Genomic DNA, 21,979 nt, shown 5'->3' with positions numbered 1-21,979 from the left:
GTAAGCTCGGCCAATCGGTGCACTCGAAGGGCTTCAACCCGCTTTGAGTGGCCATCAATGGCTATGGAGCGCCCAATCGAGATTTACATCGATTTGCAAGTCATTGAATTTACGCAGGAATTTTCCAGAATCGGGACATTCGGGGGCCGCGACGCGATTCGATCCAGGGCCGCACGGGGTGCTGGCTCCCCGAATCACGGCTTTTTGGGGGTGGTCGATCCAAGCGGGGGCGTTGGCCTCGCCTGTCGAAAGTGTTGCGCATCGCAACGAGCCAAGCGCGCCGCCCAGACTGGTGACACCCAGGATCCAAGACATGTTTGTCCGCGCAGTCCTGGTGCCACGACAGCGATGTCGCGGGACGGGATCGGCCTGGCGCGTAGGCTGGCCAGGGTGGCCACAAACGAGGGTTTGGACCCCCCGTACCCCGGGGAAACCCTCGATTGTTGGCCGCCTCTGGCTGCTTTAGCCGTCGTGGACGATCACGTCCACGACTCAATCTTGGCTGTCGAGGAGCGCGATGATGAGCGCCTCGGGCAGGGCCTGGTCCGGCGTCCGCGACACGAACGCGCCGGCGTAGCCGCGACGCACGAAGGTGCCCCGACCCAGGCGCGGCGCGAGCACTTCGAGGGCGCGGACCTCCTGGCCGCCGATCATGTGGGGATTGGCGTGGGTCTCAAAGTGAGGCTTGGACAGGGGGCCCTCCTCCACGAACACCTCGCTCAGGAATTCGACGACCACGGCGAAGTCGACCCGCTTGCCCTGGAGCTCGTCGGTGAGCTCGCGGGGCAGGCCAGCCGGGAGGTCGCCCGCGATCGCGCGGACCATGAAGGGCTCGAGGATGTCGGTGTCGGCGAGCTCTGCGCCCTTGGGGGCCGCGACCACGCCGAGGTCATCGATGACGTGGGGCAGGTCGGCGCGCATCGAATTGGCCCGGGCCTGGCGAGCCTCCTGCTCGGCCTGCGCCTCGGCGGCCCGGCGCTTCTTGTCATCCTCGACGGTCGCGCGCTTGGGCTTCGCGGGGGCTTGGGCCTGCTGGCCACCAGGCGCGTCAGAGCTGGGGCTGGGGCCGCCGGGCGCGTCGGGTCCGGGTCCGCCGGCCGGAGCGTTTGGATCCTCGCCCTCGCCCTCGGCGGGCTGGCCCGCGAGGGTCATCAGCATCTCGCGGTCGTCGGCGTCTCGCTCCATCAACGAGCACGAGACCTGCGGACCGCCGGCGAAGCCGTTGGCGAGCTCCTCTTCGGCGAGCTGCATCTGCGCGAGCAGCTGGGCGACGGGCCAGTCCTGCGCCGTCGATCCGGCGGGCATCTGATCTTCGGTGGCGTCCTGGGCCGCGAGGGCCTGGCCGCGCTGGGCGACGATGAAGCCCTGGCGCGGCTCGTCGGCGTCGTACCAGTACTGGATCAGCTGCTGGGGCATGACCTGCGAGGCCACCATCCCGAGCTCGGCGTTCTCGCGCCAGAAGGTCGCCGGGTTGTCCCCGATGATCGAGCCCTCGATGTGCGCGAGGACCAGCTGGATCTCGGGGTGGCGGGTCAGCACGAGCCGCGCGTCGAGGATGTTGCGGGCCTGGGCCACCAGGCTCTCGGCCATGACCGCCGCCAACATCGTGGGGCGAAACATCGAGAGCGGGAAGATGATGCCGCCGTGACGGCTGGGGAGGCTGATGTCGTCGACCATGGCGCGCCCGGAGTGTACGCACTCGATCGCCGTTGGAGAACCCGCCCGGTCAACCCTCGTCCATGACCGCGATGGACACCTGCCAGCGGTCGGCCTCGAGGTCGCAGGGGAAGCGGCCGACGACGAGGTAGGGGCCCTCGGGGAGGGCGCAGCGGTGAAATTCCTGGTGGACCTTGCCGTCGAGGGCGATGAAGGACCGGTCCTCGCACCACTCGTCGAAGCGCGCGAGGGCGAAGTCGAGGATCGAGCTGCTCTCGTCCCCGCCGACCTCGGCCGCGGTCAGGGCGACGACGCCCCCGCCTGCCTCGAGGGCGAGGGCGCGCTCGTTGATCGTCACCTCGTCGGTCGGTCGGCAGGCCCAGGCCTCCGCCCCCGTCGAGGCCCCGGCCGGGCCCCGCGGCGCGTCCGGGGTCGGGCAGCTGCGCGGCTCGCTGGGTTTGGGTTTTGTGTCGGGGTCTTCGCCCGCGAAGGGGTCGGGGTCTTCGCCCGCGAAGGGGTCGGGGTCTTCGCCCGCGACGGGGTCGGGGTCTTCGCCCGCGTCTGCGCCCGCGCTCGCAAAGGGATCGTCGACGAGCGCCTCGCCCTGGGCGTCGGCGGGCTTGCACAGCGCGCGCGCGCGGCTGTCGACCAGGGGCCACTCGAGCCCCGGGCCCATGACCTCGACGATGTCCGCGAGGGTGCGATCGAGCTGGACCCAGTTGCCCTTGGGCGCGTCGGCGTCGGTCGGCGCGTCGGGGTCGCCCTCGCCCTTCCCTGCCCCCGGCGTGCCCTTGGGGTCCCGGGCCTTGGTCTGCGCCCCCTCCCACACGCAGCGCTCGAGCTCGTCGTGCTCGCAGTCGGGCGGGATCTTCTCGTGGGGGCAGGCGCTCAGGGTCCCGAGCAGCGCGCCGAGCAGCGCGAGGTTCGGGAGGTCGAGGCGGCCGGTCATGAGCGGGTCGACGATCGCAGAGGCGAAGAGATTTGCGAAGCCGGTCAGCGCCGACGTCGCCCACCGACCCAGACTTGGGTGATGGCCTCGGCGCGGCCTGCCAAGAGCAGGGCGTCCACGGCCAGATCGGGGTCCACCCCGCGCAGCAGCCAGTGATCGAGGTCGAAGCAGGCCGCGTCGAAGGGCGAGCCGACGGCGAGGCGGCCGAGCTCGGGCCGACCGAGGGCCGCGGCCCCGCCGGTGGTCACGGCCGCGGCGAGCACCGGGGCGACGTGGCCGCGTTCGTCGCGCAGGCACAGCCGGGCCTGCCGGCGCAGGCGCTCGTGGAGCTCGAGGCTGCGCGCCTCGGTGACCAGGTCGATGATCGCGTTGCTGTCGCTGCCCAGGGCCAGGGTCGCCCCCGCCTCGCGCCAGCGCGTCGCCGGGACGATGCCGTCGCCGAGGTCCGCCTCCGTCGTCGGGCACACGCAGATGTTCTGGTCGGCCATGAGCGCGAAGTCGGGCTCGTCGATGTGGATGGCGTGCACGGCCGTGAACGCCCCGGGCCGGGTCATGAAGCCCGCGTCGGCGAACACCCGCAAGGGCGAGCGGCCGTGCTCTTCCCTGCACTGGGTGTTCTCGAGGGGCTGCTCGGACACGTGGCTGTGCAAGACCAGCTCGTGGGCGTGGGCGTAGGCCGCGAGCTCGGCGAGCTCGGGCGCTCGCACGGCGCGGACGCTGTGCGGGGTGACGCCGACGCTCAGCGTCTGGGCGCGGTGCTCGCGTCGGCTTTGGGCCAGCTCGCGCAGGCCATCGACGCGGGCGAGGTAGCGATCGACGGAGCCGTCGCAAAAGCGGCGCTGCTCGGGCAGCGGCCCGTCGTGACCGACCCCGGCCCGGGCGTAGTAGACCTCGAGCAGGCACAGGCGCAGGCCGACCTCGTCCGCCGCGCGGATCACCTGCTTGGACAGCTCGTTGGCGTCGGCGTAGGGCTGGCCGTCGGCCTGGTGGTGGAGGTAGTGGAACTCGCCCACGCAGGTGATGCCCCGGGCGAGCATCTCGGCGAAGCAGTCGCGGGTGATCGCGTACACCCCCTCGGGGTCGAGGGCGTTGGCGGCCGCGTACATGGCCTCGCGCCAGCTCCAGAAGCTCGACGGGTCCGCGCGCTGGCGCCGGTGGGTCGCCCCGCGGATGCCTCGCTGGAAGGCGTGGCTGTGGGCGTTGACCATGCCCGGGACGAGCAGGCTGTGGCCGAGGTCGTAGACGAGCTCGCCGGGCTCGGGCTCGCGGGCGTCGTCGATGGCGACGATCGAGCCCGTGCTTTTGTCCACGGTGATCATCGGGTCGCGCGCGAGCGCAGCCACGCCGCCACTGCCCTCGGGCTCGACCCACGCGACGCGGGCGGTGAGGGTGAACTGCTCGGGGCCCGCGGTGCTCGTCATGACGGACGCTGGCTCGCCAGCCACTGGGGCAGCTCGGCGGCGGTCTCGAGCACGTGCTCGACGCGATCGAGGAAGCTGGGCGCGGGTGCCTTGGCGGAGGCGGCCTCGCGCGTGGCGAAGTGCTCGGGCCCGGTGCGCACGCCGATGAAGGTCAAGCCAGCCGCGGCCGCGGCCGTGTGGTCGTCCTCGCGGTCGCCGACGTAGAGCGCCCGCCCCCGGCCGTGGCGACCCAGGGCGTCCCACACCGGCTCGAAGCAGCGCGGGTCCGGCTTGTTCGCCGGCTGATCCTCGTAGGCGAAGATCCCCTCGAACAGCCCCGGGCGCAGCCCCGCTTGGCCCATGCGCTGGGCCAGGCGCTTGCGCGAGCGCTTGGTGACGATCCACAGGCTGTGCCCCCGCTCGCGCAGCCCCTCGAGGGCCGCGGGCACCCCGGGGATGTGCGGGTAGCTGTGGTCGTCGGCGAGCTGTTCGTAGCGGGCCATGAAGGGGTCGAGGCTGGTCCCGGGCCACAGCCGCGCGAGGGTGTCCTCCCAGGTCGGGCCGTAGTGGACCAGCTCCGCCGCGCTGGGCCTGCGCCAGCCCAGGTCCCCGGCGATGCGCTGGTGCAGGCGCACGTACTCCGGGAAGCTCTCGATCAGGGTGTCGTCGAGATCGAAGATCAGGACCGGGTAGACCATGGCGGGCTCACTTCGCCGGGGCGGCCTCGGGCTTTTTGGCCGGTGCAGCTTCGGCTTTGGTCTTCTCGGCAGGAGCGGGCTCCGGCGGCGCCTGGATGAACAGGGTCTGCGTCGAGTAGTCCAGGGTCCAGCGCCCGCGCCCGAGGACCTCGAGGCCGAGCATGCCGTCGAGGCGGAACATGTCGCTGGTCGCGTTTTGGTAGAGGAAGCCCCAGGCCGCGCCGAGGTTGGTGCGGGTGTACTCGCCGAGGGCGAAGCGCTCGATGCCCGCGAGGGTCGGGACGCCGGCTTGCATGGGTGGCGCGCCGATGCCCGCGTGGGCGTAGGCGCCCTCGTTGGCCGTCAGGTCCGCCCCGCGCATGCCCGTGTTGAGCAGGTACACGCCCTCGGCCCCGTTCATCTCGCCGCGCAGGTAGATGTAGTGGGTCTCGTGGACGTAAAAGGGAACCTCGGCCCCGACCTGGTTGGCCTTTTGCTGCTTGGCGCACTTGCGGCCGGTGTCGACGATCTCGAGCTCGCGCTTTTCCCGGTCGACGGTCAGCTGGCGCCCCGCGAAGGGCCGGATGCCGATCACCCCGTCGACGCCGGTCATGCCGACCACGGCCCCGAGCTGATCGGCGGGGAACATGGTCACGGGCACGTTCTTCACCGTCATGTCGCCCAGGCCCAGGCTCTCGAGCTGACCCTGGGGCAGGTTCGGCCCGCCGGCGGCCAGGGGCGCCATGGCGTCGGTGCCGATGACCAGGGAGTGGGCCTGCTGGTCGGACATCAGCAGGTCCGAGGCGCCGGTGTCGAAGAGCATGCGCAAGGTCGCGTCGTCCGCTTTGATCTCCAGGATGATCACGTCGTCGACGCCCTCGACGAAGGGCAGGGTCGTGACGCAGCCCTTCATGGAGGCCTGGAGGGGCTTGCCCTCGAACGCGGCGTAGCGCTCGCCGATGACCGGGAAGCCCGCGGCGGCCAGGTCCGCGCCGGCCTTTTGCCACTGCCCCTGGCGCAGGTGGATCCACGCGAGCTGGCGCGCGGCCTCGTCGGTGCGCAGGCCGTTCTTGACCGCGCCGCGCAGCTTGGTGTCGGCGTCCTTGAGCTTGCCCTGGAGCAGCGACACCCGGGCGAGGATGTACTGGGCCTCGATCTCCTTGGCGTCGAGCGCGAGCGCGGCCTTGGCCGCGATCGCGGCCTCGCCGAAGTGCGCGGCCTGGAACGCGGCCCGGGCCCAGCGGACCTGGGGCTCGAGCTCCTTGGGGGCCGCCTCGGCGTCGGACTTGGCCGCGAGCAGGTTGGCGAGCAGCACGTCCTGGGCCGGCTCCGTCGGGCCGAGCTCGGGCACGGCGAACATGTCCTCGCGGACGTCCCGGTGGTGGACGACCTGCAGGTGCAGCTCCACGACCTGGGCGGGCAGGCCCTCGACCTCGGTGATCTGGTCGATCTGCCACGCGACCTGGGCCCCGTCGACGTCGCGGTAGTCGGAGTAGACCCGGCGGACCAGGTCGCCGGTCTCGGTGTCGCGCTCGAGCTCCTCGTAGAGCAGCCCCGTGGATCGGTCGAACCACTTCTCGCTCTCGGGGGAGGTCTCGCTGGCCGCGAACCACCGGACCCCGTCGAGCTCGCGCACCCCCTGCTCGCTCTGGATGGTACGGGTCGGCAGGAGCTCGAGGGCCAGGTCGGAGCGCTCGGCCACGCCGAAGTACCAGTGCAGCAGCGCGTCCTCCCGGAGGATCGGCGTGGCCGAGGGGTCCTCGAGCATGAGCAGCTGGGGCTCTTGCTGGAGCTGCCAGCCCGTCTCCCCGTCGAAGCCGCGCTCGAGCACGTTGTCCCCGACGACCATGCGCCGGTACATGCGCCCGTCTGCCGTCGAGTAGAGGACGAACTGACCTTCGGTGTCCTCCCAGATGCAGTCCTGGGCCCCGGCCTCGCAGCCCTCCTGGGCCTTGAACACGACCCGGGCCTCGACCGTGCGCTGGCTCAGGGCGCCGAGGGCCTCCGCGCCGCCCGACGCCGAAATGTGACGATCGAGGAGCTCCTGGGCCGAGCTCGGGGCGGCCGCGGTCCCCGTCGGGGTCTCGAGATCTTCGGGGATCGTGAGGCAGCCGGTGGACGCGGCCAGAACCGGGAGCGAGGCGAGGATCGCGGACAGCGCGAATCGGCCTGAGCTCACGCCGTGACGGAGGAGGAGGGGGCGCGAGGCCATGGCCGGAAGCTTGCCTGCGGCCCCCGGGGGTGTCTAGACGGGCCGGATTGCACTTCTCACGTGGGCTTTTCTCCAGTGGCGGGCGGCGGGCTGCCAGAACCGACCGGGGAGGCTCGGCCCTGGCGACAGCCTCGGTCCTCCCTGCTATGGTTCGCCGGTGTTCGGTCTCGGCATGATGGAGATCGGGCTCATCATCGTCCTCGCGGTGATGTTGTTCCCGCCCAAGGAGCTGCCGAAAATCGCTCGCATGGTCGCGCGCGTCTACGGTCAGGTCCGCAAGACCGCCGAGGACTTCCGCAGCGCCGTGCTCGATGACGAGGACCTGCGCGAGCCCATCGACGAGATCAAGGGCGCCTACAACGAGGCCCGCTTCGAGGTCCGCGACGCCGAGCGCAAGGCTCGGCAGCAGCTCGCCAAGGCGCAGATGGATCTGCGCATGGCGACGGCGCGGCGACTCCAGGCCGAGCGCGAGGCCAAGGCGGCCGAGGCGGCGGCAGCAGCCGCGATCGCCAAGGCGAGCGAGGGTGGATCCGCAGAGGCGAGCGAGGCCCAAGAAGGCGCAGCAGGCGCGACGGCGCCGGTGGAGGCAGCCAACGACGGCGCCGAGACCGAGGCGAGCGCTCACCCGACGGTGGCCTCCCCCGATCCGCGCGTCATCGCCGGGCGCCGCTCGGGCGCCTACACCCCTCGCGCCTACACGCCGCCCGCTGCCTCCGTGCCGAGCCCCTCGTCGAGCACTGACGAGGCGGCGCCCAGCAAGGGCGGCGAAGACGAAGCCCGCGAGGGCGTCGCCTGACCTGGCCCCGCTCGCCATGAAGCTGCGCCCCAGCCACGCCGCGTCGAGCTGCGTCTTCGCCCTCGCCTGCGCTAGCACGCCCGAAGCAGCCAGCGTGAGCGCCGGGCACGAGCGCGGCGACCAGGCCGGGGCCGAGGGCGAGACCGAAGCACAGACGCGCAGCGCCGACGCGTCGATCATCGAGGACCCGCTCCCGTCACGCGGGCCCTTGTTCCATTCGTCCACCACTCTGCCCAAGCCGCTGCCGCTGAGCCCACAGCCTCCCCCCTCCAAAGGCTTCGAGCCCATCGACGCCTCGGTGGTGCTGGTGTGCAACTACGGTGTGGCCGTCGCCGAGGGCACCCTCGTTCGCTCGCGCCAGATCCTCGAGGACGAGCTCGAGGGGATCGCAGCTCTCGACGAGGTCTGCGGAGGCGAGCTCTCGAAGATCGACTTCGAGGCCCACGCGCTCGCCGCAGTGCGCGTGCCCTTCACCGCCTCGATCGTCTACGCAGCCACCCAGGGCCAGGCCCTCGAGGTCGGCGTGGTCGAGTCGGCCTACTGCGAAGGGCCCCAGCCGCCCGGGCCCTCGCTCGCGTTCATCGCCGTGCCGGCCGCGGTGGACTCGATGACGATCAGGCATCGCAGCGAGGGCGCGTGCACCGGTGAGCCCCGGCCCTGAGTCGTGGACGTGGGGCAGGGAGGGCGTGGCGTCATCCACGACGGCTCAAATAGGCAGAGGGTCGGGCAAAACTCGTTTTGGCCGACTCTCTGAGCGAGCGTGAACCCCGCGAAACCTCCGCCCATCAAGCATTGCGGAAAAGGCGCCGGCGTTGATCTCGCCTCCCCCGATCCGCGGGTCATCGCCCAGAGCCGCTCGGGCGCCTACACTCTCCGCGCACCGGACCCGGATGAGCACCACGGATCAAGACAGCAACGGCGAGGACGGTCTGGCTCAGGGGCCCGATGGCGACAAGCCCATGGCCTTCCTCGATCACGTCGGGGAGCTGCGCGCGCGGCTCGTTCGCATCGTCCTCGGTATCTTCCTCGGCTTCTTCGCCTGCTTCTACTTCGCGCCGCAGATCTCGGCCTTCCTGCGCCTGCCCCTCGACAACGCGTGGGAGTCCGCGGGCATGGCCGACGAGGCCAAGCTCCAGGCGCTGGCGATCCAGGACCCGCTCATGGTCGACGTCCGCGTCGCCGTGACCGCGGCCATCTTCCTGACCTTGCCGTGGATCTTCTTCCAGGTCTGGCTGTTCGTGGCCCCGGGCCTCTACGCGAAGGAGAAGAAGTTCGTCATCCCCTTCGTGGCGGTCTCGGTGATCATGTTCCTGATCGGCTCGGCCTTCGCCTTCATGGTGGTCCTGCCCTTCGTCTACGAGTGGATGATGGAGTACTCCACGGGCCGCGGCGAAGAGATCCAGCTCGAGCTGAACAACTACTTCAAGGGCACGACCCGGGTCTTGCTCGCCTTTGGGTTGGTGTTCGAATTCCCCCTCGCCGTGGCCTTCCTGGCCAAGGCCGGCGTCGTCACCGAGAAGGTCCTGGTCCGCTTTTGGAAGGTCGCCGTCGTGGTCATGTTCGTGCTCGCGGCCTTCTTGACCCCGCCCGAGCCCGTCAGCCAGATGCTCATGGCCGGGCCCATGGTCGTGCTCTACTTCATCTCGATCGGCGTGGCCTGGGTCATCAACCCCTCGTCCAAGGTCGAGGCGGAGCTCGCGGTCTATGACGAAGCCGACGAGGACGACGAGGACGGCGACGGCGACGGCGACGCTGACGACAGCGAGTAGTCGCGCGATCGAGCAGATCCGCGCGTGGAGGCGGCTGAGTCCTTAGTTTCCGCGCGCTGTAATGACATTACTTAATCGTTGAAAGCGTACAGCGGGCTGTGTCCTCCGGGCGCATGCGTCATACCTGCACCCATGGTGAAACGCGCTTCCCGGTTGTTCGCACTCAGCTTGTGCGTGCTCGCGCCCCTCGCGTGCACGGACGACGCCGACCCCGGCTTCGTCGACGACGAGAGCGGGAGCGAGGGCGGCTCGGACGACGCCGCCGACGAGGTCGGGACCGAGTCGGGCTCGACCACCGGCACGGGCGAGGGCGAGGGCGAGACCACCGAAGAGTCTGGGACGACGGAGGAAGAGCCGACCGAGAGCACCGAGACCGGGGAAGAGGAGTCGACGCAAGAGGAGTCGACGGCGGAGGAGTCCGAGACCGGCGAGCCCCTCCCGCCCTGCGACCCGGGCACGATCTGCGAGGACGCCGAGAACCTCGGCACCGTCAACGGCGACACCTCCAGCCCGCCGCTGATCGCCTACGGCAACAACGAGGCCATCTACCGCTTCCGGGTCAACGAGGACTACGGCGGCTTCCTCCAGGACGGCTACCCCCAGGAGGTCCGCGTCGAGCTCATGGGCGCCGAGGGGGCCAACTACGACCTGTTCGTCAACCGCAGCGAGGACGACGACAGCACCCCCTGCAAGGAGGGCGGGTGGACCAGCGCCGAGCCGGGCAGCGAGGAGACCATCAGCCTCGAGTGGGGCGAGACCTACCCCTTCGCCAACGGCTCCGACGACTCGCGCGACCTCATGGTCCACGTGTTCAGCGACCAGGACGTGTGCGACCCCGACCTGCAGTGGACCCTGATCATCACCGGCAACACCCTCTGAGGAGACAGCTCGATGCGCACGCACACGACCACCATCATGGGGGCGCTCGCCCTGACCCTCGCCCTCGCTCCCCTGGCCTGCACCGACGAGGGCGGCGGCTCGGACGAGCTCGCCGACAGCACCGGGAGCGAAGACACCGGCATGGGCGACGACGAGGTCGACGAGGGGACCACCGGCGCCGAGTCCGAGAGCGGGTCGGGCAGCTCCGACAGCTCCGAGGGCGAGGAGTCGACGGAGGAGGAGTCGACGAGCGAGTCCGAGAGCGAGGAGTCGACGGAGGAGGAGTCGACGGAAGAGGAGACCGAGACCGGCGAGACCTGGCCGCCCTGCGAGCCCGACAACAGCTGCGAGGACGCCACCGATCTCGGGTCCATGGCCGGCGACAAGCAGCGCGACTCGCTGATCCACTTCGGCACCGGCGAGGAGTGGGTCGAGTTCCGGGCCACCGAGGAGCTGTCCGGCTTCGGCTTCAACAGCGGCGCGCCCATGAAGGTCCGCATCGAGCTCAACGGCCCGCCCGGGACCGACTACGACCTCCACGCCAACCGCAGCGGCGACCCAGACGGAGACGCGTGCGGCAACGGCGGGTGGACCAGCGACGAGGAGGGCAACGCGGACATCCTCAGCCTCGAGTGGGGGGAGGGCGACGCCTTCGCCAACGGCGAGGACGACACCCGCAACCTGGTCGTCCACGTGTTCAGCGACGACGAGGTGTGCGATCCGGATCTCGAGTGGATCCTGGTCATCACCGGCGGCGTGCTTTGAGGCCGCACTGCACGCCGTAGAGGGCTTGGGTCTTGCTCTCGCCGGTCTCGGCGAGCAGCCCCGCGGACTCGAGGGCCTCGGCGATCGCGTCGATGCGCTGTTGTGGCGCGTCCTTGATGGACAGCTCTGCGACCAGTGGCGCGTCGGGCTGGCAGCGCGCGTACCACAGGGAGAGGTCGAGTTCGCGGCCCTCCTCGTCGGTGAAGCGCCACTTCAGCTCGGTCGCGCGGCGATCGCTGGTCTCGACCGTGGGCAAGTCGGTGGCCGCAGCAAAGTTGGTCAGTATCTTCGACCTACCTTCGTGCGACCAATCGTCGACTTCCCGGCGGTAGTGGACGGAGTAGCGGGCTGGGCCCGGACCCCTCGAGCCGACCTGCCGATCGATCTCGAACTCGGCCTCGCCGTCGAAGAAGGAGTGCTCCTTCCCTAGCGCGCAGCTCTGCGCGCGCTCCGGGCTCCGGAACTTGACGCTGACATCGGCGCCGTCGATGGGGTCACCGCAGCGCTCGAGGCCGTCGGCGCGCCTGTCCGTCTCGAGGTCTCGACGCACGCGGAGCAAGACCTTGGGTTCGCGCCAGGAAGCTCCGGCCTCGTCTTCAAAGGCGACGGAGCGACACTTGGGCCACTTGGCTTTGCGCTTGCGTTTGAAGCCCAGTCCGTCGAGGGCGTCGTCGAGCTTCTCGACGAGCTGGTTCGGGTCGGCCTCCAGCACGAGAGGGAAGGAGCTCTCCGTCGCCGAGAAGCTGCAGCTCTCGCCCTGCGTGGTCGAAGGCGAGGAGCTCTCGCTCTCCCTCTTCCCCTCCTTGTCTTCGTCGAGGATGAAGTCGTAGGTGTACAGCGCCTCGACATAATTCTCTCGATACTCGATCCAGGCGAAGGTCGACGCGTAGGTGAACACCCCGCCACATACGAGGGCGATGAAGAAGCTGGCCCAGGCTCCCGACGGTGACGAGGCCTCGGGTGGCGAGGCCTCGGGCACGCGAAAGCAGAGGGCGACGCGAAGCGACACGGCGAGGAGGGGGATGAACGCCACGAACACCGGGACGCTCCACTCCGTGGGGTCGTGGTGGCGGGGAAAAGCGTCGATGACTGTCAAGCAAGCCAGCAACCACACGACGATGGGCACGACCTTGCGCCAGGCCCAGACGCGGACCTTCCAGTCGGGGGGGCGAAGGCGGGATAGCACCTCCGCTCGCTCTCGCATCCCGGCGAAGCTCCCAAAGAGCAGGCAGACCACGCAGAAGATGAACCCGTGCATGACCCCGGCCTGGCAGACCCGGAGCTGCTCGAGGGTGAGCGCGATGTGCACTTCGGGATCTTCCTCGAGCATGGCCCGCTGGTAGGTGAGCTTTTGTTGGTGGCGTATGGATTCTTTTCGGATCTTCTTCCGGAACTTGAGCTCGTGGCGTTCACGGAGGGTGTTGTCGGAGCCAGCAAAGTGGAAGCAGTAGGTTGGGACAGATTCGTTGGTGGTGTCTCGGGCGATGCACCACCTCTGTTCCTCTTTTAGACAGTCTGCGTAGTCGTCGCATTTGTAATCCAGCTTTTGGCACGCTTTACGCAGCTCTTTGCAGCTCTTGGGCGGGTTGTTCTCGTTCTCGTTCTCGTTCTTCTTCTCGTTCTTCTCCTCGTTCTTCTTCTCGTTCTTCTTCTCGTTCTTCTTCTTCTTCTCGTTCTTCTTCTCGTCGTCGTCCTTCTTCTCGACGTCGTCCTTCTTCTCGTCGTCGTCCTTCTTCTCGTCGTCCTTCTTCTTCTCCTTGAACTTGAGGGGTGCCCAGTACGTCGTCAGTTCGACGAACTCGTCCGAGAAGCGTTGGACGACGATCCCGATCGGGTGGGACACGAGCAAGAGCGCGCCAACGAGCAGAGCGGGACCCGTCAGCGCAGAGCCTCTAAGAGAGTCCTTGAACCACGCGAGCACAGCGGATCCGCGCTCACGGACGACCGCGGCGGGTCTGGAGAGCAAAGCCTGGGGCTCCATCCACGCCAGGACCAGGAGCAGGACCCAGAGCAAGCCGAGGCCGAACTCGAAGAAAGTCGACACCATCAGCTCACGAACTAAATCCATCGCCTACCGTAGCACGGGCAGAAATGGCTGCTGGAAACCCCCTCGTGCTGAGCGTGTGGCACGACCATGCCCAGTAGTGAGGACAACGGCACGACCGTGGCAGCTGGTAAGAGCGACACCGTCACCTCTCCGGACTCCCGAGGGGAGTCGTGCAAGCTGAGCGACCCCGAGGCGACCTACAATCTAGGCGGGACGAGCTGCGTCCCGGTGTTCATGGAGGGCGCGGCTCCACCCGGGCTCGAGGACGTGGGCTGTGCATCACGTCGCCCTGAGCCCGGGGAGCCTGCGCGCGATCACAAGATCGGGTCGAAGCGCATCTCGATCTCGGTGCCTTGGCTGTCGAGGATCAGCTCGCCGTCGTGCAGGATGTCCTTGGGGATCTGCGTGCACTCGCTGAACTCATCTTGCCAGCACAGGGCGATGAGCAGGTCGTCCGCGAAGGTGTCGAGCTCCCAAAAGTCGATCTGGAAGATGCCCGGGGGGTTGTAGATGAACAGCTCGCTGGGCCACGCCGCGGGGCACGAGGACTCCGAGGACTCGTAGATCAGCAGGTCGTCCTCGTAGGCGTAGTAGGCGATCTCGGCCCCGCCCAGGCCGTCGCTGCAGTCGGGCGGGGTGTAGGCCATCACGCGGATCTCGTAGTTGAACTGGTTGGCGTCGACGCACTCCCCGTCGGCGCAGATCTCCTCGTCGAGGCACTCGTCGTTGTCCGAGCACGAGCCCGTGTCTTCGGTGGTCGTGCTCTCCTCGGCCTCGGAGGTGTCGGCGGAGCTGTCCGTCGTGCCCGCGTCGGTGCTGGTCTCGCCCGCCTCGTCGTCCGTGCCCGTGGTCGTGTCCTCGCCGGCGCTGGTGCCCTCGTCGGCCTCGCCCATCCCGGTCTCGCCCGAGCTCCCGACCTCGCCGCCGTCGTCGCTGGGGCAGCCCGTGAGCGCGAAGGCCATCGCGGCCGCGCACAAGCTCGCCACACGTCCCATCTTCATCTCGATCACTCGCATTCACCCTGTGTAGCCGACCGAACCCGCCGTGGGTTTGGTTCGGCGAGGGCTCGCGAGGAGAGAAAGCTGCTTACGATGCGAATGTACTCTCGACTCGAAGGCGCCCAGCCAAAGCGGAGGAGCGGAGCGACGAAGCGCTCAGCCAAAGCGGTCTTCACCCCCGCCAGGTGACGCCCCCTTCAGGGGGCGACCGAATGCCCTTGCGAAGGTACGAACACCATTGCCCACCAAGCCAAAGCGTAGGAGCGGAGCGACGAAGCGCCCCCGGTCCGAGGCGCTCGCGGGGGCAAAATCAAAGCAGCCGGGTGCGGCGGGGCAGCGACTGCGCGAGGCCGGCCAGGTCCGCGCGCAGGGACTCGACGCGCGGGTCGTCGGATTTCGCGTCGACGTCCATGAGCAGCAGGCCCACGCCGGCTTGGGTCTCGAGGCGCTGGCCCGTGATGTTGAGGCCGGCGTCGGAGACCCGCTGGTTGGCGGAGGTCAGCACGCCGGGGACGTCGCGGTGGATGTTGAGCAGGCGCGAGCGGCCGGGGCTGATCGCGGGGGCGTCGATGGCCGGCAAGGTGATGCAGCCGGTGGTCCGGCCAAAGCGGGTGTAGGCCGCGAGGGCCTCGCTGACCTCGACGCCGATGTTGGCCTGGGCCTCCTGGGTCGAGCCGCCGATGTGCGGGGTCAAGATGACCTGGCGCAGGCCCTGGAGCGGGCTCTCGAAGGGGTCGGCGGTGCTCTTGGGCTCCTTGGGGTAGACGTCGAGGGCGGCCCCGGCGACGTGGCCCGACTCGAGGCTCGCGCGCAGGGCCTCGATGTCGACCACGGTCCCGCGCGAGGCGTTGATCAGGTAGGCGCCGGGCTTCATCTTGGCCAGCTCGGCGGCCCCGAACATGTTCCGGGTCTGCGGCGTGTTGGGCACGTGCAGCGAGACGAAGTCCGACCCAGCTAGCAGGGCGTCGAGGCTCTCGGACGCGCTCGCGTTGCCCAGGGGCAGCTTGTTGACGATGTCGTGGTAGCGCACGCGCAGGCCCATGGCCTCGGCGAGCACGCTCAGCTGGCTGCCGATGTGCCCGTAGCCGATGATCCCGAGGGTCTTGCCGCGGACCTCGTGGGCCCCCTTGGCGTCCTTGCGCCACCGGCCCTCGTGGGCGGCCCAGCTGCGCTCGAAGAGCTGGCGAGACAGGCACACGATCTCGGCGATGACCAGCTCGGCGACGCTGCGGGTGTTGCTAAAGGGCGCGTTGAACACGGCCACGCCGGACTGGGCCGCGACCTCGAGGTCGATCTGATCGGTGCCGATGCAAAAGGCTCCGACCGCGGCCAGGCGCGGGACGGCCTCGAAGATCGGCGCGCGGACCTTGGTCTTGCTGCGCACGCCGATCATCACGGGGCCGTCGCCGGGCAGGCCGTTGAGGGCCTCGATGATCTCCTCGGGTCCCAGCCCCGCGGAGGTCCGGTGGACCTGGACGTCGGCGCGCTCGAAGGCGTCGCTGGCAGAGGCGTGGATGCTCTCGCTCAAAAGCACGTGGGCGCGTGGCACGGGCGGAGTCTGCAAGGCCGACCCGGCGCGGTCCAGCGCATCCGTGGAGCAATCTCGCGCGACCTCGCGACCTGGGAGCACGGGCCCCACCGCGGCGCCTGGAGACGAATCCAGATTGTGCGCGACTCGCGGATCCGTATGCTCGGGGTATGCGCGGAAGCACGAAAGTAATTCAGCTCGCCGGTATTTCCTTGATCTGCCTTGGTTTGACCGCTTGCCCGAGCGACGACGTCGGCGGCGTCGAAGGCTCGGGCGACACCGACAGCTCCACGCAGGGCGACGACACCTCGACGGACGACGAGGTCGGGAGCGAGTCGAGCTCGACGGGGACGACGACGGAGGAGACGACCGACGCGACGACGGAGGAGACGACCGACGCGACGACGGAGGAGACGACCGACGCGACGACGGAGGAGACGACCGCGGACGAGACCGCCGACACCACCGACGCGACGACCGAGGACACCACCGACGGCATGGAGACGGAGACCGAGACGGACACCGGGGTCATGCCCGAGTGCGCGGAGCAGGTCGACTGCACGGACGGCGGCAACTGCCTCGAGGGCATGTGCGTGACCGTGGCCAGCTGCCTCGAGCTCGCGGACCTCGACGTCGACGACACCCTCGAGAGCAACGCCTACGAGCTCGACCCCGACGGCGAGGGCCCCATGCCGCCCTACATGGCGTGGTGCGACATGGAGACCGACGGCGGCGGCTGGACCCTGGTCATCAAGTCCTACGGCAACTCGGACGCGTTCCACTTCGACTCGCCCGAGTGGCTGGCGATCGACCCCTACGAGCCGGGCAACTTCTTTGACGACCGCGCCGAGACCAAGCTGCCCAGCTGGTCCAACGTGTCCTTCACCGAGCTGATGGTCGCCATGGAGGCGCCGATCGGCGTGGACCCGGAGCCCTTGAACCTGCAGACGATGATCACCGACCTCGAGGGGGACAGCCTCTACGACCTCATCGCCCCCGACGGCTACGTGCCGACCTCGGCCGGGCGCGAGGCGTGGCTCGGGCTCATCGAGGGCAGCGCGCTCCAGCCCAGCTGCGACCTCGAGGGCCTCAACGTCCGCGGCGACAACGTCGACAACTGGCACCACGTCCGCATCGGCATCATCGGCAACGAGCAGGACAACTGCGGCTCGCCGGACTCGCGCCTGGGCATCGGCGGGGCGGGCAACGTGTGCAGCACCCAGGACTTTGCGACCGGCAACTACACCGGCTGCAACGACGTGAACGTCAACATCGAGTCCTTCGGCATGGTCTTCGTGCGTTGATCCTTTTTGCCCCCGCGGGCGCCCCCGGACCGGGGGCGCGCCGCCCCCGGGCGCGCGGTCTATTGCGGAGGGCGGGTCCAGTGTCCGGACTTGCCCCCGCGCTTTTCGAGCAGGCACAGGTCGGTGATCGTCATCGAGCGATCGATGGCCTTGCACATGTCGTAGATGGTCAGCGCCGCCGAGCTCGCGGCGCACATCGCCTCCATCTCGGGGCCGGTGCGATCGACGGCGGAGACGGTGGCCTCGACGATCACCCCGGGCAGCGAGGCGTCGAGCTCGAAGGCGACCTCGACGGCGGTCAGGCGGACCGGGTGGCACAGCGGGATGGCGACGCTGGCTTGCTTGGCGCCCGCGATTCCGCCCAGGCGCGCGACCCCGAGGACGTCCCCCTTGCCCATGCTCCCGGCCTCGATGCGCTCGAGGGTCGCGGGGGCCATGACCACCTTGGCGCGGGCTCGAGCCATGCGCGGGGTCTCGGGCTTGGCCGCGATGTCGACCATGTGGGCAGCGCCTGCGCTGTCGAAGTGGGTGAGCTCGTCGCCGGCCATGGGGCGGGAGGGTAGCAGCCCGGCGGGTGAGCCCCCACCCTGCTCCGACGTGGGCCGACTCGCCTCGACTTGGCCTAAGATGGCCAGGATGGATCTGCACCGCGTCTTGCTCTCGACCCTCGCCGTCGTCCTCGTCCCGAGCCTGACGGGGTGCCCGACCACGTGGAACTGCAACCCGCCCGAGGAGGCCTTCGACGTCGACGATCCGCTGACCGTCGAGCAGCTCGAGGCCCTGGCTACGGACTGGGGCGTCGAGGACTGGATGGAGCTCGACTGCGAGTCGGTGTGCAGCGCTCGGTACAGCGACGAGCGGGGCTGGACCGTGGGGACCACGGACAGCTGCGAGCTGGTCCAGCCCACGGTCGACGGGGACGGCGCGATGGTCGAGGAGGGGCACATCCGCTGCAGCGGGACGGGCTACGAGTACCTGTGCGAGGGTCGGCGCCCCCTGGGCTACGTCGAGGCCGAGCTCGACGGCGGGGCGGACGAGCTCGGTCGGGCCCTGGTCGCCATGGCCGTGCTCGAGGCGGCCTCGGTGCTGGCCTTCGAGGAGCTCGCCGGGCAGCTCGAGGGCGTCGACGCGCCCGCGCAGCTCGTGGCCCGCTGCCGCGCCGCGGCCGAGGACGAGCGTCGCCACGCGCGGCTGCTGACCCTGCTCGTCGAGGCGCGCGGGCTCGCGGTCCCGGCTCCGCACACGCAGGCCGAGATCCGGCAGCGCTCGCTCGTCGAGATCGCCGAGCACAACGCCGTCGAGGGCTGCGTCAGCGAGACCTTCGCGGCCTTGACCGCCCGCGTGTTCGCCGAGCGCTCGACGAGCCCGACCCTGCGCCGCGTGTTCACGACCATCGCCGCGGACGAGACCCGCCACGGCCAGCTCGCCTGGGACCTGCGCGCCTTCTTCGACACCAAGCTCGGCGCGGACGAGCGCGCCCGGGTCGACGCGGCCCAGGCCCGCGCCCTCGACCAGCTCCCGAGCTTCGCCCGGCAGTACGCGGGCTTGCCCGCGGCCTTTGGCGGGACCTCGGCGGAGACCTTCGAGGCCCTCGGGCGGACCCTGGGCGGTCGCCTTCGGACGCAGCGAGCCGCCTGAGTCGTGGACGTGGGGTAGGGCGTGGCGTCGCCCACGACGGCTAAAGAGGTAGAGGGTCGGCCAGAACTCGTTTTGGCTGACCCTTTGAGCGGTACCATTGCGGGCGATGGACCTGCGCCGCGCCCTGCTCTCGACCCTCGCCGCCGTGCTCGCCCCGACCCTCGCGGGCTGCCCGAGCACGTGGAACTGCCACCCGCCAGAGGAGGACTTCGAGGTCGACGCGGTCCTGACCGTCGAGACCCTCGAGAAGATCTCGACGGAGTGGGGCGTCGAGCAGGGCCAGCTCACCTGCGACCAGATCTGCAGCGCGCACTACCAGGAGATGCAGGGCTGGAGCGCCGGGGCCCTCGACAGCTGCGAGCTGACCCCGCCCATGGTCGACGAGGACGGCGCGGTGACCCAAGAGGGCCGCATCACCTGCGCGGGCACGGGCTACGAGTACCTGTGCAAGGGTCGGCGACCGCTCGGCTACGTCGAGGCGCAGCTCGAAGGAGGCGCGGACGCGGTGGGCCAGGCCCTGGTTGCGATGGCGGTGCTCGAGGCGGCCTCGGTGCTGGCCTTCGACGAGCTCGCCGAGCAGCTCGAGGGCTTCGGCGCGCCCGCGCAGCTCGTGGCTCGCTGCCGGGCTGCGTCCAAAGACGAGCGCCGCCACGCCAGGCTGCTGACCGTGCTCGTCGAGTCCCGCGGGCTCGCGGTCCCGGCCCCGCGGACGCGGGTCGAGGCCGAGACCAGCACGCTGCTCGAGATCGCCGAGCACAACGCCGTCGAAGGCTGCGTCGGCGAGACCTTCGCGGCCCTCGTGGCCCACGTGTTCGCCGAGCGCTCGACCAGCCCGGCCCTGCGCCGCGTGTTTGCGACCATCGCCGAAGACGAGGCGCGCCACGGCCAGCTCGCCTGGGACCTGCGCGCCTACTTTGGTACCCGGTTGAGCCTCGCCGAGCGCGCCCAGGTCGACGCGGCCCAGGCCCGCGCCCTCGCCGAGCTCCCCGAACGCGCCCGCCGCTTCGCCGAGCTCCCGGCCGAGTTTGGCGGGACCTCGGCCGCGACCTTCGAAGCGCTGGCGACCACGCTCACGGGCTACCTGCGCGTCGAGTCAGCCGCCTGAGCTGAGCGCACCGGCTTCGGGCACGGGCGGCGTGTCGTCGTCGAGCTCGTCGCGGTAGCCTGCGGGCAGGACGACGCGACGCTGGCGACCGCGCTTGCCTCGGACGGCGCGCAGGGCCGCCTCGGGGAAGGGCTCGTCGCCGTCGCAGGTGGCGAGCACGGCCTCGAGCTGGGCGAGGCTGTCGACCTTCATCAGGCGCTCGCGCAGCTGGGTCGAGCCGCGGAAGCCCTTGGTGTACCAGCTCGCGTGCTTGCGAAAGGCTCGCAGGCAGTTGGCCTCGCCGTGGTAGCCGCCGCGGTGCGTGTCCCAGTCGACCATGGCGCGGGCGTGCTCGACCATGATCTGCGCGACCTCGGCGAAGGTCGGGCCGCAGCGGGCGTCGGGGTAGATCGGCCGGCCCGAGAACAGGCGCGCGAGCTCGGCGAACAGCCACGGCCGGCCCAGGCAGCCGCGCCCGATGATCACCCCGGCGCAGCCGGTCTGGGCCATCATCCGCGCGGCGTCCTCGGCCTCCCAGATGTCGCCGTTGCCGAACACGGGGATCGAGAGTTGGTCGACGAGCTCGGCGATGCACGACCAGTCCGCGCCGTCCTCGTAGAACTCGATGGCCGTGCGCGCGTGCAGGCCGACGGCGGCGCAGCCTTCCTCTTGGGCCACGCGCCCGGCGTCGCGGAAGGTGATCAGCCGGTCGTCGATGCCTTTGCGAAATTTGATCGTGACCGGCACCTGGCCGCGCGCGCCTTCGACCGCCGCGGCGACGATGCGCGCGAGCAAGCGGGGCTTGGCGGGGATCGCCGAGCCCCCTCCGCGGCGGGTGATCTTGGGCACGGGGCAGCCGAAGTTCATGTCGATGTGCTCGACCCGCCCCTCCCCAACCAGGCGCTCCACGGCTGCGCGCACGAAGAACGGGTCGACGCCGTAGAGCTGCAGGCTGCGCGGCGCCTCGTCGGGGCCAAAGCTCGCCAGCCGCGCGGTCTTTTGGTTGCCCTCGACGAGCGGGCGCGCCGTGATCATCTCGCTCACGAACAGGCCGGGGATCGCCGCGCTAGAGCCGGCGGACTCGAGGCCCTCCCGGGCAAAGCGGCGGCACAGGGCGCGGAAGGGGTAGTCGGTCACGCCAGCCATGGGCGCGAGGACCACCGGCGGCCACAGCTCGAGGGCGCCGATCGTCACCGGCGCCGGCTGAGTGTGCTGCGTGCTCGCGTCCATGGGCCCAAAAATCGCAGCTTTCGAGCGACAGTAAAGACCCCCATTCGGTCGCGATGGAAACGAAACGAGAATTCATCCTCAGTCGCCCAAACCGGTCGTTAGCGCCGCCTTACGTGAGCAGACAGCCAAAGTGGGATGATTGACCACCCCTTCGAAAGTGGCACACTGCCGGCCATGCGTTCGATGTCGATCTTGCTGACCGCCGCCCTCGGGCTGACCACTCTCGCCGCCTGCGACAAGGGCGAGGCCAAGGACGCCTCCGCCAACGCCGGTGAGAAGGCCGAGGAAAAACCCGATGCCAAGGCCGACGCCAAGGCTGACGCCAAGAAGGAAGGCGAAGAGCAAGTCGCCGCCAACGCCGAGGAAGATCCCGAGGCCGGCTGCATCCACGAGAAGAAGGAAGACGAGAGCTGCGAGCACGAGGAGGCCCCGGCCGCTGGCGCGTCCACCGGGCACTTCGGCGCCGAGTTTGCCGTCGCCGACACCCAAGGCCTGTCCGCGGTGCTCGCCGGCACCCTGCCCACCGAGGCCGTCAAGGTCAGCGGCACCGTCGAGGCCGTGTGCCAAAAGAAGGGCTGCTGGATGGTCATGAAGGACGGCGACATGCAAGCGCGCGTGCTCGTCAAGGATCACGCCTTTGCCATCCCCATGGACGGGAAGGGCAAGACCGCGGTCGTCGAGGGCACCCTCGAGGAGAAGCAGCTCGACGAGGCCAACGTCGCCCACCTCAAGAAGGACGGCGACGACACCCTCGAGGGCGACGGGCCGCGCAAGGAGTTCTTCCTCCACGCCACCGCCGTCGAGCTCCAGCCCAACGCCTGAGCGGTCCGACTTGGCGACCATTGCGCCGGCGTGTCGACCGCGCTCGAGAGATCGAGCGGTCCGCGCTGGCGCTGCCAATTCTGCCGCGAAGCTCGCGCCATGACACGAATGTCGCGCAAAAAGTCCGTGAGAAAATAAAATTCCAGAATTTATGAAATCCGGACCACGCGCCGCGGATCAAGAGCTATAGTTGACCTGTCCTTTAGTACAACAAGGGGCTGCTCC

General features: G+C 69.7%; 19 protein-coding genes. 9 read left to right on the top strand and 10 right to left on the bottom strand.

Annotated elements, in window-relative coordinates; translation table 11 throughout:
• Positions 1–492 precede the first annotated feature (492 nt).
• From PPSIR1_RS15620 to PPSIR1_RS15600, 5 genes are read right to left on the bottom strand one after another with little or no spacing between them, the layout of a single operon-like run.
• Complete coding sequence (locus PPSIR1_RS15620; RefSeq protein ID WP_006972054.1) at positions 493–1,677, bottom strand: hypothetical protein; 1,185 nt, start codon at positions 1,675–1,677, stop codon at positions 493–495.
• Between the two features lie 49 nt (positions 1,678–1,726).
• The gene (locus PPSIR1_RS15615; protein ID WP_006972053.1) at positions 1,727–2,605 is read right to left on the bottom strand and encodes a hypothetical protein; all 879 of its coding nucleotides are present in this window, start codon (positions 2,603–2,605) and stop codon (positions 1,727–1,729) included.
• A gap of 44 nt (positions 2,606–2,649) precedes the next feature.
• Positions 2,650–4,026, bottom strand: a complete 1,377-nt coding sequence (locus PPSIR1_RS15610; RefSeq protein WP_006972052.1) for a formimidoylglutamate deiminase — start codon at positions 4,024–4,026, stop codon at positions 2,650–2,652.
• On the bottom strand, positions 4,023–4,703 hold the full coding sequence (locus tag PPSIR1_RS15605) for an HAD family hydrolase (RefSeq protein WP_006972051.1): 681 nt from the start codon (positions 4,701–4,703) through the stop codon (positions 4,023–4,025). Before PPSIR1_RS15605 ends, PPSIR1_RS15610 begins: the two co-directional genes overlap by 4 nt.
• 7 nt (positions 4,704–4,710) lie before the next feature.
• Positions 4,711–6,861: a retropepsin-like aspartic protease gene (locus PPSIR1_RS15600; RefSeq protein WP_045116069.1), complete on the bottom strand. Its 2,151-nt coding sequence runs from the start codon at positions 6,859–6,861 to the stop codon at positions 4,711–4,713.
• Positions 6,862–7,051: 190 nt separating this feature from the next.
• Here PPSIR1_RS15600 and PPSIR1_RS15595 point away from each other — a divergent pair, with 190 nt between their 5' ends.
• From PPSIR1_RS15595 to PPSIR1_RS15575, 5 genes are all read left to right on the top strand, one after another.
• The gene (locus tag PPSIR1_RS15595) at positions 7,052–7,690 is read left to right on the top strand and encodes a twin-arginine translocase TatA/TatE family subunit (protein WP_006972049.1); all 639 of its coding nucleotides are present in this window, start codon (positions 7,052–7,054) and stop codon (positions 7,688–7,690) included.
• 16 nt (positions 7,691–7,706) lie between these two features.
• Positions 7,707–8,351, top strand: a complete 645-nt coding sequence (locus tag PPSIR1_RS15590) for a hypothetical protein (protein ID WP_006972048.1) — start codon at positions 7,707–7,709, stop codon at positions 8,349–8,351.
• A 229-nt stretch (positions 8,352–8,580) separates the two neighbouring features.
• Positions 8,581–9,459: a twin-arginine translocase subunit TatC gene (tatC, locus tag PPSIR1_RS15585; protein ID WP_006972047.1), complete on the top strand. Its 879-nt coding sequence runs from the start codon at positions 8,581–8,583 to the stop codon at positions 9,457–9,459.
• Positions 9,460–9,591: 132 nt separating this feature from the next.
• On the top strand, positions 9,592–10,338 hold the full coding sequence (locus PPSIR1_RS42830) for a hypothetical protein (RefSeq protein WP_157595600.1): 747 nt from the start codon (positions 9,592–9,594) through the stop codon (positions 10,336–10,338).
• Between the two features lie 12 nt (positions 10,339–10,350).
• A complete protein-coding gene (locus tag PPSIR1_RS15575) occupies positions 10,351–11,103 on the top strand; it encodes a hypothetical protein (RefSeq protein WP_157595599.1) in 753 nt (250 codons plus the stop codon).
• Here PPSIR1_RS15575 and PPSIR1_RS15570 read toward each other — a convergent pair.
• The 3 genes from PPSIR1_RS15570 to serA all read right to left on the bottom strand — a co-directional run bounded on the left by PPSIR1_RS15570 (position 11,084) and on the right by serA (position 15,697).
• On the bottom strand, positions 11,084–13,150 hold the full coding sequence (locus PPSIR1_RS15570) for a hypothetical protein (protein WP_157595598.1): 2,067 nt from the start codon (positions 13,148–13,150) through the stop codon (positions 11,084–11,086). The genes PPSIR1_RS15575 and PPSIR1_RS15570 overlap by 20 nt on opposite strands.
• Before the next feature lie 314 nt (positions 13,151–13,464).
• Complete coding sequence (locus tag PPSIR1_RS15565) at positions 13,465–14,166, bottom strand: hypothetical protein (protein WP_157595597.1); 702 nt, start codon at positions 14,164–14,166, stop codon at positions 13,465–13,467.
• Between the two features lie 292 nt (positions 14,167–14,458).
• The gene (gene serA, locus PPSIR1_RS15560) at positions 14,459–15,697 is read right to left on the bottom strand and encodes a phosphoglycerate dehydrogenase (RefSeq protein WP_232296485.1); all 1,239 of its coding nucleotides are present in this window, start codon (positions 15,695–15,697) and stop codon (positions 14,459–14,461) included.
• A 149-nt stretch (positions 15,698–15,846) separates the two neighbouring features.
• Here serA and PPSIR1_RS42825 point away from each other — a divergent pair, with 149 nt between their 5' ends.
• Complete coding sequence (locus tag PPSIR1_RS42825) at positions 15,847–16,980, top strand: fibrinogen-like YCDxxxxGGGW domain-containing protein (protein WP_157595595.1); 1,134 nt, start codon at positions 15,847–15,849, stop codon at positions 16,978–16,980.
• Positions 16,981–17,039: 59 nt separating this feature from the next.
• On the opposite strand, the gene moaC is transcribed toward PPSIR1_RS42825, so the two are convergent.
• The gene (moaC, locus tag PPSIR1_RS15550) at positions 17,040–17,528 is read right to left on the bottom strand and encodes a cyclic pyranopterin monophosphate synthase MoaC (protein ID WP_006972040.1); all 489 of its coding nucleotides are present in this window, start codon (positions 17,526–17,528) and stop codon (positions 17,040–17,042) included.
• A gap of 88 nt (positions 17,529–17,616) precedes the next feature.
• On the opposite strand from moaC, the gene PPSIR1_RS42820 reads away from it, so the two are divergent.
• Together PPSIR1_RS42820 and PPSIR1_RS42815 are read left to right on the top strand one after the other, a co-directional pair.
• Positions 17,617–18,618 (top strand): ferritin-like domain-containing protein, encoded by a 1,002-nt coding sequence (locus tag PPSIR1_RS42820; RefSeq protein WP_006972039.1) that lies wholly within the window; start codon positions 17,617–17,619, stop codon positions 18,616–18,618.
• A gap of 106 nt (positions 18,619–18,724) precedes the next feature.
• Positions 18,725–19,723, top strand: coding sequence for a ferritin-like domain-containing protein (locus PPSIR1_RS42815; RefSeq protein WP_006972038.1), 999 nt, complete (start codon positions 18,725–18,727; stop codon positions 19,721–19,723).
• Here the strand turns inward: PPSIR1_RS42815 and dusB are convergent.
• A complete protein-coding gene (gene dusB, locus PPSIR1_RS15535; protein WP_006972037.1) occupies positions 19,712–20,932 on the bottom strand; it encodes a tRNA dihydrouridine synthase DusB in 1,221 nt (406 codons plus the stop codon). The two genes, PPSIR1_RS42815 and dusB, sit on opposite strands and share 12 nt — an antisense overlap.
• 174 nt (positions 20,933–21,106) lie before the next feature.
• Here dusB and PPSIR1_RS42810 point away from each other — a divergent pair, with 174 nt between their 5' ends.
• On the top strand, positions 21,107–21,754 hold the full coding sequence (locus tag PPSIR1_RS42810; protein ID WP_198154520.1) for a DUF4920 domain-containing protein: 648 nt from the start codon (positions 21,107–21,109) through the stop codon (positions 21,752–21,754).
• Positions 21,755–21,979 lie beyond the last annotated feature (225 nt).

This window comes from Plesiocystis pacifica SIR-1 (genome assembly GCF_000170895.1).
GTDB lineage: Bacteria > Myxococcota_A > Polyangia > Nannocystales > Nannocystaceae > Plesiocystis > Plesiocystis pacifica.
Note: the sequence above shows the minus strand (reverse complement) of the source record. Positions and strands in the feature narration are given on the sequence as shown.

Coding starts and splice junctions, on each gene's coding strand:
- PPSIR1_RS15620 (WP_006972054.1), bottom strand. CDS start 1,677: ATGGTCGACGACATCAGCCTCCCCAGCCGTCACGGCGGCATCATCTTC.
- PPSIR1_RS15615 (WP_006972053.1), bottom strand. CDS start 2,605: ATGACCGGCCGCCTCGACCTCCCGAACCTCGCGCTGCTCGGCGCGCTG.
- PPSIR1_RS15610 (WP_006972052.1), bottom strand. CDS start 4,026: ATGACGAGCACCGCGGGCCCCGAGCAGTTCACCCTCACCGCCCGCGTC.
- PPSIR1_RS15605 (WP_006972051.1), bottom strand. CDS start 4,703: ATGGTCTACCCGGTCCTGATCTTCGATCTCGACGACACCCTGATCGAG.
- PPSIR1_RS15590 (WP_006972048.1), top strand. CDS start 7,707: ATGAAGCTGCGCCCCAGCCACGCCGCGTCGAGCTGCGTCTTCGCCCTC.
- tatC (WP_006972047.1), top strand. CDS start 8,581: ATGAGCACCACGGATCAAGACAGCAACGGCGAGGACGGTCTGGCTCAG.
- PPSIR1_RS42830 (WP_157595600.1), top strand. CDS start 9,592: ATGGTGAAACGCGCTTCCCGGTTGTTCGCACTCAGCTTGTGCGTGCTC.
- PPSIR1_RS15575 (WP_157595599.1), top strand. CDS start 10,351: ATGCGCACGCACACGACCACCATCATGGGGGCGCTCGCCCTGACCCTC.
- PPSIR1_RS15570 (WP_157595598.1), bottom strand. CDS start 13,150: ATGGTGTCGACTTTCTTCGAGTTCGGCCTCGGCTTGCTCTGGGTCCTG.
- PPSIR1_RS15565 (WP_157595597.1), bottom strand. CDS start 14,166: ATGCGAGTGATCGAGATGAAGATGGGACGTGTGGCGAGCTTGTGCGCG.
- PPSIR1_RS42825 (WP_157595595.1), top strand. CDS start 15,847: ATGCGCGGAAGCACGAAAGTAATTCAGCTCGCCGGTATTTCCTTGATC.
- moaC (WP_006972040.1), bottom strand. CDS start 17,528: ATGGCCGGCGACGAGCTCACCCACTTCGACAGCGCAGGCGCTGCCCAC.
- PPSIR1_RS42820 (WP_006972039.1), top strand. CDS start 17,617: ATGGATCTGCACCGCGTCTTGCTCTCGACCCTCGCCGTCGTCCTCGTC.
- PPSIR1_RS42815 (WP_006972038.1), top strand. CDS start 18,725: ATGGACCTGCGCCGCGCCCTGCTCTCGACCCTCGCCGCCGTGCTCGCC.
- dusB (WP_006972037.1), bottom strand. CDS start 20,932: ATGGACGCGAGCACGCAGCACACTCAGCCGGCGCCGGTGACGATCGGC.
- PPSIR1_RS42810 (WP_198154520.1), top strand. CDS start 21,107: ATGCGTTCGATGTCGATCTTGCTGACCGCCGCCCTCGGGCTGACCACT.